Source organism: Actinomadura sp. NPDC048955 (assembly GCF_040649435.1).
Taxonomy (GTDB): Bacteria; Actinomycetota; Actinomycetes; order Streptosporangiales; family Streptosporangiaceae; genus Spirillospora; species Spirillospora luteofluorescens.
In genome coordinates this window covers 89,904-103,108 of record NZ_JBEZJI010000015.1, presented here as the reverse complement: position 1 = coordinate 103,108, position 13,205 = coordinate 89,904, and the positions used below count along the sequence as shown (strand labels likewise).

11 protein-coding genes are annotated in these 13,205 nt (G+C 73.2%); 5 read left to right on the top strand and 6 right to left on the bottom strand.

All coding sequences use genetic code 11. The features are described 5' to 3' along the window. Positions 1-133: 133 nt before the first annotated feature. The 5 genes from raiA to mtrA form a co-directional block, all read right to left on the bottom strand. On the bottom strand, positions 134-799 hold the full coding sequence (gene raiA / locus AB0C84_RS17340) for a ribosome-associated translation inhibitor RaiA (protein WP_258942753.1): 666 nt from the start codon (positions 797-799) through the stop codon (positions 134-136). Positions 800-1,452: 653 nt separating this feature from the next. Then, positions 1,453-2,118 (bottom strand): phosphoribosyltransferase family protein, encoded by a 666-nt coding sequence (locus AB0C84_RS17335; protein WP_361066865.1) that lies wholly within the window; start codon positions 2,116-2,118, stop codon positions 1,453-1,455. 138 nt (positions 2,119-2,256) lie between these two features. Continuing rightward, positions 2,257-4,053, bottom strand: a complete 1,797-nt coding sequence (locus AB0C84_RS17330) for an LpqB family beta-propeller domain-containing protein (RefSeq protein WP_258942751.1) — start codon at positions 4,051-4,053, stop codon at positions 2,257-2,259. Further along, the gene (gene mtrB, locus AB0C84_RS17325; protein WP_258942750.1) at positions 4,050-5,687 is read right to left on the bottom strand and encodes an MtrAB system histidine kinase MtrB; all 1,638 of its coding nucleotides are present in this window, start codon (positions 5,685-5,687) and stop codon (positions 4,050-4,052) included. The genes AB0C84_RS17330 and mtrB overlap by 4 nt, the downstream gene beginning before the upstream one ends. Before the next feature lie 78 nt (positions 5,688-5,765). After that, on the bottom strand, positions 5,766-6,443 hold the full coding sequence (gene mtrA, locus AB0C84_RS17320) for an MtrAB system response regulator MtrA (protein WP_021598338.1): 678 nt from the start codon (positions 6,441-6,443) through the stop codon (positions 5,766-5,768). 286 nt (positions 6,444-6,729) lie between these two features. Here mtrA and AB0C84_RS17315 point away from each other — a divergent pair, with 286 nt between their 5' ends. The 5 genes from AB0C84_RS17315 to AB0C84_RS17295 all read left to right on the top strand — a co-directional run bounded on the left by AB0C84_RS17315 (position 6,730) and on the right by AB0C84_RS17295 (position 12,020). Further along, on the top strand, positions 6,730-7,824 hold the full coding sequence (locus AB0C84_RS17315; RefSeq protein WP_339155370.1) for a hypothetical protein: 1,095 nt from the start codon (positions 6,730-6,732) through the stop codon (positions 7,822-7,824). Next, positions 7,821-8,498: a DUF4129 domain-containing protein gene (locus AB0C84_RS17310; RefSeq protein WP_179846184.1), complete on the top strand. Its 678-nt coding sequence runs from the start codon at positions 7,821-7,823 to the stop codon at positions 8,496-8,498. Before AB0C84_RS17315 ends, AB0C84_RS17310 begins: the two co-directional genes overlap by 4 nt. Then, on the top strand, positions 8,492-9,691 hold the full coding sequence (locus AB0C84_RS17305) for a DUF4350 domain-containing protein (RefSeq protein WP_361066859.1): 1,200 nt from the start codon (positions 8,492-8,494) through the stop codon (positions 9,689-9,691). Before AB0C84_RS17310 ends, AB0C84_RS17305 begins: the two co-directional genes overlap by 7 nt. A gap of 68 nt (positions 9,692-9,759) precedes the next feature. Next, positions 9,760-10,728: a MoxR family ATPase gene (locus AB0C84_RS17300; RefSeq protein WP_361066964.1), complete on the top strand. Its 969-nt coding sequence runs from the start codon at positions 9,760-9,762 to the stop codon at positions 10,726-10,728. Beyond that, complete coding sequence (locus AB0C84_RS17295) at positions 10,728-12,020, top strand: DUF58 domain-containing protein (protein WP_361066856.1); 1,293 nt, start codon at positions 10,728-10,730, stop codon at positions 12,018-12,020. The genes AB0C84_RS17300 and AB0C84_RS17295 overlap by 1 nt, the downstream gene beginning before the upstream one ends. 184 nt (positions 12,021-12,204) lie before the next feature. Here the strand turns inward: AB0C84_RS17295 and AB0C84_RS17290 are convergent, their stop codons facing one another. After that, a complete protein-coding gene (locus AB0C84_RS17290) occupies positions 12,205-13,200 on the bottom strand; it encodes a stage II sporulation protein M (RefSeq protein WP_361066853.1) in 996 nt (331 codons plus the stop codon). Positions 13,201-13,205 lie beyond the last annotated feature (5 nt).

Sequence of the window (13,205 nt, the reverse complement as noted above, 5' to 3'; positions counted from 1 at the left end):
TTCGGACCGGGGTGTCTCCCGGTTAACCGCCGCGCGCCCCGGGAGGTTCCCGGGACGCGCCGCGTCGCGGTCGGCCGGTGCGCCTTTTCAGATCATGACATGGTTCGGGCGGTGACGTGACGCGAGTACCGCATCACTCTTCGACAAGCCTGATGACTCCGTAGTCCCAGCCTCGCCTCCGGTAGACGACCGAGGGGTGCCCCGTGGACTTGTCGCGGTACAGGAAGAAGTCGTGGCCGACGAGCTCCATCTCGAAGAGGGCCTGTTCGATGCCCATCGGCTCGGCCTGGTGGAACTTCTCGCGGACGACGAGGGGGCCGTCGCCGTCCATGGGGATGGGGACGAGGTTCTCCTCCGGCGAGACCGCCACGGCCTCGGCCTCCGCGGCCGGTGCGGGCTGCTCGGCGGGCTCGGGCGCGACGGCGGGGAGTGCCTCGGGGAGCGTCTCCATCGTGGCGAGCTTGGCGCGGCCCTTGCCGCCGTGGTTCTTGGCGCCGTGCCCCTTGCGCCGCTCCGAGTCGCGGCGGAGCCGCGACTCCAGCTTGTCCAGCGCCAGATCGAGGGCTCCGTAGCGGTCGTCGGCGGCGGCCTCGGCCCGGATCACCGGGCCGCGGGAGCGGATCGTGAGCTCCACTCGCTCGCGCTGGTCGGCAAGGCGCGGGTTGCGTTCCTCTGAGACCTCCACGTCCACGCGGATGACCTTCTGGTCGAGCCGCTCGATCTTGGCGAGTTTGTTGTCGACGTGCCGACGGAACCTGTCGTTGACGTCGGTGTGCCGGCCCCTCACGGTGATGTTCACGTGGGACCCCCCTTCTCCCGGTTACGTTTCCTGCCCGTTCCGGGGCCCCTGACGGCCCCGTACGGGTACCAAAGGACGGTGGGTCGCACCCGCCCGGCCGACCTGGTCTTCGTCCCCACATCCGCCTGCTGAGGGGCTCGCGGCGCTCTCGCCACTACTGCCCTTCTCCCGGTTCGGGGGATGTCGGATCCCTCGACGGGGCAGGACTTACCTCTAAGGCGCACCGTGATCGGTCGACGAGAAGTCGCCTTACGTGGGCCGTTTCGCCTGCGCCTGGCATCGGCTAGCCGGATCGTCTGCCGTGCCCCTGACGGGCACTGCGATCCAACGCAACCACGGACCCGGGCGGGTGCCATGTCAGGAACGCTAACCCCTTACGCCACGAATGTCAGGGGGGTGCGGCGAGGAAAAACTCACTGACCGTCATCGTTGACTGCCTCAGCGGGGTCTACCGCCGCCCCCGCGAGGGGCCGTCACGGACACGAAACCCTTGTGTGCAAGCCGCTCACAGGCCCAGCGCCCGCCCAGGTCAGGTGGGACTGACTCCCCGGTGAGTTTCCGAAATCTCTGCTGCCCCATGTCCCAATGTGACTCGATTAACTTCACACTGTCCCCCTACACCACACAGGTCCGACAACTTTCACTACGCGGAGTCACCAGAGCCGGTGCCGGGGCGTCGCCGCGATGGTCGCCGCTCCGGCCACGTCAGCGCCGGCGGCCCGCAGGGCCCGCGCGGCCTCGGCGAGGGACGCGCCCGTCGTGACCACGTCGTCGACCAGGACGACGCTGCGCCCGGCGACCTCGGCACGCACCTCGATGGCCCCCGCGACGTTGGCGGCGCGTTCCCTGGCGGAGAGCCCGGCCTGGTCGGCGACCCGCCCCCGCTGCCGAAGGGCGCCGAGCGAGGTCACGGGGACACCGCTCGCGCGGAGCCGCTGAACCGCGACGTCCACCGTCCCCCGCAGGGGGTCGTGGCCGCGTCGACGCACGGCCCCGCGCCCCGACGGCACCCACACCACCAGCGGCGGGTCGGGGCCGGACGGGAGGGCCGCATACACGGACGTCGCCAGAGCCTCCCCCAGAGGGACGGCGAGGGCCGCACGTCCGCGCTCCTTGTAGGAGGCCAGGATCGTGCGGAGCGGCCCCTCATAGGCCGCCACGGTCCACGGAGGGGGCAGCCCGGCGGGCGCCTGCCCAGCGGGGCGCGCATCCGCCCGCAAGGGCCGTGCGCACGCGTCGCACAGCAGCCCGGGCCGATGCCCGCACCCGGCGCAGCATTGCGGAAGAAGCAGGTCGATCAGATCAGCGAGAACACCCATGCCCCCGACGATGCCGGACGCCCCCGCCTCCCGCCCCGGCTCCCCGAACTGTGGATAACTCTCCGTGATCAAGGAGGCCCCGAGCGATCGGCGGACCGCCCCGACGCTTCGGCGTGTCGCGGACGTCCCGGGGACGGGTCAGCCGGGGTAGGAGGGGTCCTTGGCGGGGGTGGGGCAGATCCAGGCGCTGTAGGAGTTGCTCGGGGAGCGCTGGCGGCAGACCTGGTCCTTCCCGGAGGAGCGGGTGCCGATGAGGATCGGGGCGCCTGGCGCGGCGGCGATCGTGCGGGGTTCGCCGAGGGAGCCGACGCCCAGGGACGTGATGGCGCTGCCGCTGATCGGCATCAGGAACGGCAGGGTCTGCGAGTCGCGCTTGGCGCGGCCGAGGACGGCGAGGGTGCCGTAGTCGCGCCAGGCGAGGTCGACGGCGTCCTGGAGCTCGGAGCTGACGGGCAGGAACGAGCCGACGTCCACGGCGCCGCCGGAAGACTGGACGATGCGCCCCACCTGGACCTGGGGGCGGCCGTCCACGCGGGCGATCACCGCCGCGCGGACGCCGTCGCGGGCCACGCGGAAGGCGAGGACCTCGCGGCCGCCCAGGCCCCAGTGGGCGGCGCGGACGGGCGGTTTGCCGCGCTTGCGCACCCAGAGCGAGGACTCGTCCTTCTTCGTCTCCACGACCCACAGGGTGCCGTCGTGGCTCCAGGTCGGCGCGGTGAAGCGGGCTCCGGGACGCGCGGTCAGCAGGAGGCGGGGCGCGGGCTGGCCGGTGACCGGGGCGGCGACCAGGACCTGGCTCTCGTCGGCGCTCAGACCGGCGAACTCCTGGTGGTCGGGGGCGACGGCGGGACGGGTGAGGCGGCCGGCGGCACCGGTCACGACGGGCTGGGCGCGGTCGCTCTCCAGGGTGCCGAGGAAGCCGGAGGGGCCGACGACGTAGGCGCTCTGCTGGACGCCCTCGGAGGGGACCTGGCCGTCGGGCGAGTTGCCCTCCCAGCCGTTCACGGGCTGCGTGGCGTCGGTCCCGTCGGGGGCGACGGTCCTCCCCTCGATCGACAGCCGCCACGACTTGATCTCCGAGAGCTGCCGCATCGTCCACGAGAGCTGCGCCGACATGCGCTCGACGTCGCCGCCGCGGGCCTGGCCCGTGAGGTCGACGGTCGCGACGTCCTTGTCGATCTGCACGGTGCGCCGGAGCCGCGTGCCCTCCGGGAAGGCGGTGTCGACCGCGCCGTTCAGCCAGGAGGTCGGGCCGGTCAGCAGGGCCTGGACGAGCTGGGTGGGCAGCGTCTGACGGTTCACGACGGGCAGGAAGATGCCGTTCGGGACGAGGGTGCGCCGGTCGGGCGCGAAGAAGTACAGGTTGACGGTGCGCATGGCGCGCTCGACGTCGTCCTTGGTGAGCAGCAGGCCGGCCTTGTCGTCGCCGGGGATGCCGGTGATGCGCCAGACGCCCTGCGGGGTGCGGGTGAGCTGGAAGGTGGCGTCGAGCGCCTTCGGGGAGGCGGTGTACTGGCCGTCGGCGGTGATCGTGCCGAGTTCCTCGCCGGTGACGCGGACGGTCGCCTGGTCGGCGGACGACTTGATCACGTGCGGGTCGGTGATGCGGCTCGCCAGCACGGTCACGAAGGGCCGCAGGCCGGGGTTCCAGGACGTCTGGCCGGACAGGTACTGCTTGGCGACCTTGTGGCCGTCGTCGAAGCTCGCGGACGCGGAGAGGAAGCCCGAGACGATCTGGGCGGGCCCCCACTCGGGGCGCGGCTTCACCGGGATCAGCCGGACGTAGGGGTCGTCGACGCGCTCGGCGCGCTCGGCGGGCTTGCCGGAGACGACCTGCCCGCCGCTCGGGACGTTCGCGCAGCCGGCGCCGCCCAGGACCAGGACGGCGGCGGCGAGCAGGCACGTGATCCGCCGGGTTCCCGCGCAGGGGCTCATTCGCCGGCCTCCAGCTCCGCGAACAGCGGGCGGGCGTCACCGGCTCCGGGCGGGACGAGCGGCAGCGGCGAGCCCCGCAGTTCGGCCCCGGCCACGCGCGGCAGCGAGAGGCGGAACTGGGAGCCCGCGCCGGGCTCTCCCCACGCCTGGAGCCAGCCGCCGTGCAGCTGCGCGTCCTCGCGGGAGATCGACAGGCCGAGCCCGGTGCCGCCGGTGGTGCGGGCGCGGGCCGGGTCGGCGCGCCAGAAGCGGTCGAAGACCATCTGCCCCTCCCCCGGTTTCAGCCCGACCCCGTGGTCGCGGACGGCGACGGCGACGGCGTCGCGGTCGGCGCCCACGGAGACGACGATGTCCTCGCCCTCGCCGTGCTCGACGGCGTTGACGAGGAGGTTGCGCGCGATGCGCTCGACGCGGCGGCGGTCGACCTCGGCCATGCAGGGCTCGCCCGGCAGCTGCAGGATGACCTTGCTGCCCTTGCGCTCGGCGAGGCCCTGGATGTCGCCGACGACGCGCAGGACGAGGTCGCGCATGTCGAGGGACTCGGCGTCGAGCGTCGCGGCGCCGGCGTCGTGGCGGCTGATCTCCAGCAGGTCGGCCAGGAGGGACTCGAACCGCTCCAGCTGGCTCTGCAAAAGCTCCGCGGACCGCCCGACGGACGGGTCGGCGAAGCCGTCGCGGTTCTCGTAGAGCATGTCCGCGGCGATCCGGATCGTGGTCAGCGGGGTGCGCAGCTCGTGGGAGACGTCGGAGACGAACTGGCGCTGCACCTGCGACAGGTCCTCCAGCTCGCCGATCTTCTCCTGGAGGTTGGCGGCCATGTCGTTGAAGGAGCGGGCGAGCCGGGCCAGGTCGTCCTCGCCCCGGACCCGCATGCGCTCTTCGAGGCGTCCGGCGGCGAGCCTCTGCGCGCCCTGGGCCGCGAGCCGGACCGGGATGACGACCTGCCGCGTGACCAGGGACGCGATCGCGGCCAGCAGCAGCACCAGGACGATGCCCACTCCGGCCAGGGAGCGGCTGACGTTGGTGAGGGTCTGCTGCTCCTGCGTCAGCGGGAACAGGTAGTACAGCTCGAACTGGCCGGTCTTGCCGCCGACGATGAGGCCGCGCTCGTCCGAACGGTCTCCGATGTAGGAGAGCTTGCCGTAGGTGTAGGCGCGGGACCCGGCGGGCGCGTTCTTCAGCTCCTCGCGGAGCCGCTTGGGGACGCTCTCCTGCCGCAGTTCGTTGGTGGTGTACCCGTCGAAGTACTGCTCGGTCGTGTCGCGGATGTAGACCTCGTAGAGCCCCGATGGCCCGCTGCGGGCCTTGAGCCGGTCGATCGTCGAGTTCAGCCTGCTGCCGTCCCCCGTGGAGTTGCCCAGGTCGCGCTGGACCTGCGCGAGGCCGTCGTCCAGCTGGAGGCGGGCCGCCTTGACCTTGCCGTCCATCAGCGCGGACGACACCTGCTGCATGAGGAACGCGCCGAGGATCGCCACCACGATCGCCGAGATGAACAGGGTGGACGTGACGACGCGGACCTGGATCGACCGGCGCCAGCGCAGGTAGCCGGTGCGCGCGGCGCCCTGCAGGACGCGCCGGACCGCGCCCAGCCCGCGCCGGACGAACCGCTTCGCCCTCCTCATGTCGACGTTCATGGGAGGTCCGCGAGGCGGCGCGGCGGTCCGGCGGGGCGCTGGTCGGTCATCGGCGTGTCAACGGGCTGCGGGACGCCGTCAGGCCGGGCCGGCCTTGTAGCCGACCCCGCGCACGGTGACGACGATCTCCGGCCGTTCCGGATCCTTCTCGATCTTGGCGCGGAGCCGCTGGACGTGCACGTTCACCAGCCGCGTGTCGGCGGCGTGCCGGTAGCCCCAGACCTGCTCCAGCAGCACCTCGCGGGTGAAGACCTGGCGGGGCTTGCGGGCGAGGGCGACGAGCAGGTCGAACTCCAGCGGCGTGAGCGGGATGTGCCGGTCGCCGCGCTTGACCGAGTGGCCGGCGACGTCGATGGTGATGTCGCCGATCTGCAGGGTCTCGGGCGCCGGCTCGTCGGTGCGGCGCAGGCGGGCGCGCACGCGCGCGACCAGCTCCTTGGGCTTGAACGGCTTGACGATGTAGTCGTCGGCGCCCGACTCCAGGCCGAGGACGACGTCCACGGTGTCGCTCTTGGCGGTCAGCATGACGATCGGCACGCCGGACTCGGCGCGGATCTGCCGGCACACGTCGATGCCGTCGGCTCCCGGCAGCATCAGGTCGAGCAGCACGAGGTCGGGCCGGGTCTCCCGGAACGCCTCGAGCGCCTTGTCGCCGTCGTGGACGAACGACGGCTCGAAGCCCTCGCCCCTCAGCACGATGCCGAGCATCTCGGCGAGCGCGAGATCGTCGTCGACGACCAGTACACGTCCTCTCATGGCCCTCATCGTCACAAGTCGGGGTTCGGTGGAGTGGGGCGCGATGCTCCGGCGCCACCTCGCCAGGGAGAGTTATGCCTTGGCGTGCAAGGTTACCCGCGTTTGCGTCGTACGGCGCTCCCCCGCATCGTCCGGGCGGCCCGCCATGGTAGGCGCGACTCCGGGAACGGGCGCAAGATTCACACCGCGCCCGTGACAGGATGACCTGACCGGCGGCCACGTAACGGCCCGGAACGGGCCAGATCGGACGCGCCGCCGACCCGCCGGAGAGCGCAGGGGAGACGGGATGCCGGGACCGGACGGCTGGGACGACGGCGCCGACGCCACCGATGTGGCGCGGGGCGTCCCGTTCCGTCCCATGTCCATCTCGGAGATGCTGGACGGGGCGATCGCCGGGATCCGGCGCAGGCCGCGCGCCACGCTGGGCCTGTCGGTGGCGGTCAGCACGGTGATCCAGGTGACGAGCTCGGTCGCCGCCTACTTCTTCATCGGCGACGAGGCCCGCGACGAGGTGACCCCGGACGTGCTGATGGAGTCGCTGGGGGCCCAGCTGACCCTGACGCTGCTGGGGCTGGTGCTGTCGGCGTTCGGGATCCTGCTGCTGGCGGGGCTGGTGGCGCCGATCCTGGGACGCGAGCTCGTGGGCATGCCGATCGGGCCGGGGCAGGCGTGGCGGGACGCCCGCCCGCGCCTCGGACGGCTGGTCGGCACCGCGGCGGCGGTCATGGGCGTCTCGCTGGGCGCGCTGGCCCTGCCGGTCGTGCCGTTCTTCCTCCTGATCGCCGGGGAGCGCCCGGCGTTCGCGGTGCTCGCGGGGTTCTTCGGTTTCCCCGTCGGCATCGGGCTGATGGTGTGGCTGTACATCCTGTTCGTCCAGGCGGTCCCGGCGGTCGTCCTGGAGCGGCAGACCGTCGGCGGCGCGCTGCGCCGCGCGACGACCCTCTCCAAGGGGCGCTGGTTCCGGACGTGCGGGACGCTCCTGCTGGCCCTGCTCGTGACCGTGTTCATGGGCTTCTTCGCATTGCGGATCCCGTTCCTGTTCGCACAGTTGATCTTCTTTGAGGACTCCTCCGGCAGCGGGCCGACGATGGGCGCGCTCGCGGTGGACACCGTGGGGCGGATCGTGAGCTGGTCCGTGGTGATGCCGTTCGACGCGGGTGTGATCGCGCTGCTCTACATGGACCGGCGGATGCGCCGGGAGGGCTTCGACCTGGACCTGCGCACCCGGGGGCGGTCGGCCGCCGCCGTCGCCGGGGAGCGGGCGGCCGCGGGAGAGCGGGACGCCGCCGAGCAGGACGAGGGGTTCATCGACCTGTGGCGGACGGGCCCGGCGCACGCCGGCCCGGCGCAGGCGCGTCCGTGGACGGGAGCGGGCACGTGATCCTGGATCCGATCGGCCGCGACGAGGCCCGCGAGATGGCCCGCCGCGAGCTGGAGAAGCAGGTCTACCAGCGCGACAAGCCGTCCTGGCTGGAGCGGGCCTGGGACGACTTCGCCGAGTGGCTGCGCCATCTGTTCGAGAAGGCGCCCGCCCCGGAGTCGCAGGGCAGCGGCGGCGGGTGGACGTCCATCGCCATCGTCGTCGTGATCGTTCTGGTCGCGGTCGCGCTGGTCGTGTGGCTGATGTGGGGGCGCCGCAACCCGCGCTCCCGCAAGGACCCGCTGCTGGAGGACGTGCCGTCCACCGCGCTCGACCACCGGCAGGCGGCGGAGCGGCACGCGGAGGCCGGGCAGTGGGCCGAGGCGATCCGCGAACGGCTGCGCGCCATCGCCCGCGACCTCGAGGAGCGCGCGGTGCTGTCGGCGCGGCCGGGCCGGACCGCCGACGAGCTGGCGGCCGAGGCGGGCGAGGCGGTGCCCGCGCTGGCCGGGGAACTGGCCGCGGGCGTGCAGATCTTCGACGACGTCTGGTACGGGGACCGGCCGGGCACTCCCGAGGGATACGCGCGGATGAAGGAGCTGGACGAGCGGCTGCGCGCGGCGCGGCCGAAACCGCTGGAGTCCGACGACCTCACCCTGGCCGGAACCGGCGACGAAGGGGGGCCGCGGTGGTGACGGCCTCCCCGCCGCGCGGCGCCCGGCCCGCCGCGGAGGCGTCCGCCCGGCAGGTCGCGGGGCGCCGCTGGCGGTCGGCGCGCGGCGTCGTCGCGACGGTCGTCGCGATGATCGTGGTCGCGGTGGTGCTGGCCGCGCTGCGCCCCTCCGCGTCGGCCGAGGCGCTCGATCCGGAGTCGCCCAAGCAGGACGGCAGCCGGGCGCTCGCGGAGATCCTCCGGCAGCACGGCACGCCGGTGACGGTGGCCCGGAACACCGGCGACGCCCTGAGCGCGGCCGGACCGGGCACGGTCCTCGTGGTGACCCGCACGGAGCGGCTCACCGAGGAGGACCTGGAACGGCTGAGCGGCGTCCCGGCCGACGTGCTGCTCGTCCGGCCGACGTCGTTCGCGCTGGACGCGTTCGCCCCGCAGGTGCGCAGGCGGGGCCCGTCGACGCAGGAGGTCGCCGGGCCGGGCTGCGACCTGCCCGTGGCGTCCCTCGCGGGGCCGGTCGACTTCCACGAGTCGGAGACCTACGAGGTCGCGGGCACGGGCACCGCCTGCTACCGGACCGACTACGGCGACGCGAGGCTCGTCCAGGTCGGCACCGGCGCGCACACCGTGACGGTGCTCGGCTCGGCCGCGCCGCTGACGAACCGGCGGCTCACCGAGGAGGGCAACGCCGCCCTGGCCATGAACCTCGCCGGTGCGGGCACGTCGGCGGTCTGGCTCGCCCCGGACCTGCCGAAGGCGGGCTCCGGCGCGGGGCAGCGGTCGCTCGGCGACCTGCTGCCGTTCGGCGTGAAGCTGCTCATCCTCCAGCTGCTCGTCGCGGTGCTGCTGGTGGCCCTGTGGCGGGCCCGCCGCCTCGGCCCGGTCGTGGCGGAGGCGCTGCCCGTCGTCGTCCGGTCCGCCGAGACGGTCGAGGGCCTCGCCCGCCTGTACCGCGCGGGCCGCGCGCGCGACCGGGCCTCGGACGCGCTGCGCTCCGGCGCCCGCGAACGCCTCGTGCCGCTGCTCGGGCTCCCCCGCAGCAGCGCGCAGGATCCCTCCGCCGCGCAGGAGATCGTCACGGCGGTCGCCCGCCGCACGGCGTACGAGGAGACGTACGTCGGAGCGGCCCTGTACGGTCCTGAACCCTTGGACGACGCCGGGCTGATCGCCCTCACCGACGTCCTCGACGACCTGGAAAGGCAGGTACGCCAGTCTTGAACCCCCCTGTAGAGCTCGGGAAGGACGACGTGCCCGGCGGCGCCCCCGGCGGCGCGGGGCCGGGTACGATCTCCGAGGACGCCCGGCGCCAGGCCGAGACGGCCCGCGCGGCGCTCGCGGCCCTGCGCGGTGAGGTCGCCAAGACGGTCGTCGGCCAGGACTCCGTGGTGACCGGGCTGGTGATCGCGCTGCTCTGCCGCGGCCACGTGCTGCTGGAGGGCGTCCCCGGCACGGCCAAGACGCTGCTCATCAAGACGCTGTCGCGGGCCCTCGACCTGGACTTCAAGCGCGTCCAGTTCACCCCCGACCTGATGCCCGGCGACGTGACCGGCTCGCTGGTGTACGACAACCGGACGGCGGAGTTCGATTTCCGCGAGGGCCCGGTCTTCACCAACCTCCTGCTCGCCGACGAGATCAACCGGACGCCGCCCAAGACGCAGGCCTCCCTGCTGGAGGCCATGGAGGAGCGCCAGGTCTCGGTGGAGGGCACCGCGCGCCCCCTGCCCGACCCGTTCGTGGTGTGCGCGACGCAGAACCCGATCGAGTACGAGGGGACCTATCCCCTGCCCGAGGCCCAGCTCGACCGGTTCCTGGTCAAGCTGTCGGTGCCCGTCCCCACGCGGGACGAGGAGATCTCCATGCTCCAGCGGCACGCCGCCGGGTTCGACCCCCGCGACCTGTCCGAGGTGAAGCCGGTCGCCGGGGCGGCCGAGCTGGCCGCCGGGCAGGCCGCCGTCAGGACCGTGCACCTCGACCCCAAGGTCGCCGCCTACGTCGTGGACCTGTGCAGGGCCACCCGGCAGTCCCCGTCCCTGCAGCTCGGCGTGTCGCCGCGCGGTGCGACGGCGCTGCTGGCCACGTCCCGCGCCTGGGCGTGGCTGTCGGGCCGCGACTACGTCACGCCGGACGACGTGAAGGCGCTGGCCAGGCCCACGCTGCGGCACCGCGTCCAGCTGCGTCCCGAGGCCGAGCTGGAGGGCGCGACCGCCGACGGCGTGCTGGAGGGCATCCTCGCCCACGTCCCCGCCCCGCGCTGATGGCGCTGACCGGGCGTCTCGGGCTGCTGGCCCTCCTCGGCGCGATCGTCCCGCTGCTCGCGCCGAGCTGGTGGACGCTCTTCGCGGTGTGGGGCGTCCTGCTCCTCGGCGTCGCCGCCGACCTCGCCCTGGCCGGGAACGTGCGGGCCCTGCGCTTCCACCGCGCCGGCGACACCAACGTGCGCCTCGGCGAGACGGCCCAGGTGGCGCTGATCGTGGAGAACCTCGGCCGGCGGCGCCTCAAGGCCCGGCTGCGGGACGTGTGGCCGCCCAGCGCGGGCGCCACGCCCCGCATGGTGAAGGTGGACGTGCCCGCCGGGGAGCGGCGCCGCGTCGAGATGACCCTGACGCCCACCCGCCGCGGCGACCGGAAGGCCGTCACCGTCGTCGTCCGCTCTGTGGGGCCGCTCGGGCTCGCCGCGCGGCAGCTCTCGCGCCCCGCGCCCTGGACCGTCCGGGCGCTGCCCGCGTTCCCGTCCCGCCGCCACCTGCCCGCCAAGCTCGCCAGGCTGCGGGAGCTGACGGGCGCGCACGTCGCGCTGATCCGCGGACAGGGCACCGAGTTCGACTCCCTGCGCGAGTACGTGGACGGCGACGACGTCCGGTCCATCGACTGGCGCGCCACGGCGCGGCGCGGCGACGTGGTCGTGCGGACCTGGCGCCCCGAACGCGACCGCCGCATCTACCTCGTCCTCGACACGGGCCGCACGTCCGCGGGCCGCGTCGGCGACATCCCCCGGCTCGACTGCTCGATGGACGCGGCGCTGCTGCTCGGCGCCCTGGCGTCCCGCGCGGGCGACCGCGTCGACCTGCTCGCCTACGACCGCCGCGTCCGCGCCCGCGTCGAGGGCGCGTCCCGCACCGACCTGCTGCCCGCGATGGTGCACGCCCTCGCGCCGCTGGACCCGGAGCTGCTCGAATGCGACGCCGCCGGCATGGTGTCGACGCTGATGGCGCGCGTCCGGCAGCGGTGCCTCGTCGTGCTGCTCACCGACCTGAACACCGCCGCGATCGAGGAGGGGCTGCTGCCCCTGCTGCCGCAGCTCACCGCCCGGCACCTCGTCATGATCGCCGCGGTGTCGGACCCGCGCGTCGCGGAGATGGCGGAGTCCCGCGGCGACCTGGCGTCGGTCTACGACGCCGCCGCCGCCGAACGGTCGAGAGCCGAACGCCGCCGCCTGACGGCCGAACTGAGAGGCCACGGCGTAGAGGTGGTGGACGCCCCACCGGCGGAAATAGCCCCCGCCCTAGCCGACGCCTACCTAGCTCTAAAAGCCCAAGGCCGCTTGTAGGAACCCCAGCCTCACCGCGACCACGCAACAACCCCAAAAACTCGCGATCGTGTCCGAAGGCAGATTCGAGCGAAGCAAGAATCTGATCGCGAAGCGAGCCGCCAGGCGAGTCGAAGCGATGCGAGCGATCGCCCGCGTTTCTCGACGATGGAGGGCCTTCAAGGCCCGAAGGAGGAGAGAAATGCTAAGCAGACACCGGTACCAGGTCTGGGTGGAGGTCTGAGTCGCCGGTTTCGCCTTGGCGGACGGCTCGGCGGCCCAGGACGATCACGTAGGCGAGGAACGCGGTCTCGGCGATGACGCCGATCGTGATGCGCAGCCAGGTGATGTGGACCCAGCCGGTCACGAAGCCCTCGATGAGGCCGGACACGAGCAGGACCGCGACGAGGCCGAGGGCGATGCTGACGGCGGCGCGGCCCTCCTCGGCGAGGGCCTGGCCGCGGCGGCGCGGGCCGGGATCGACGATCGTCCAGCCGAGCTTGAGGCCCCCGGCACAGGCCAGGTAGACGGCGGTGAGCTCCAGCAGGCCGTGCGGGAGGATCAGCCCGAAGAACACGCCGCCCTTGCCGTAGGCGAACATCAGGCCGCCGCTGATCCCGAGGTTGACCTGGTTCATCAGCAGGACGTACACGGTCGGGATGCCTAGGAGGATCCCGAAGATGAGCGCGGTCGCCGACACCCAGGCGTTGTTGACCCACACCTGGAATGCGAACGAGGACGCCGAGTGCTCGGTGTAGTAGTTCGCGAAGTCGTGCTCGACGAGTTCGCGGATCTCGTCAGGCGTCCCGATGGTCGCCTGGACCTCCGGGCTGTGCACGACCCAGATCGCTAGGGCGAGCGACAGCAGGTTGCCGAGGATGGCGCTGCCGAGCCACCACCACCGCATCCGGTACGCGGCCGCGGGGAACGACACCGTCGCGAAGCGGGTGACGTCGCGCCAGAGGGGCGCCTGCGCGCCGCCCACCGCGGCTCTGCCGCGCGCCACGAGCGACGACAGCCGTCCCACGAGCTGGGGGTCGGGCGAGCTGGACCGGACGACCGACAGGTGCGTCGCCGTGCGCTGGTAGAGATCGACCAGTTCGTCGGCTTCCGCGCCGGTCAGCCTGCGGCCGCGGTTGATGAGCCGTTCGAGGCGCAGCCATTCGGCGTTGTGCGCGGCCACGTAGGCGTCGACGTCCACCCGGC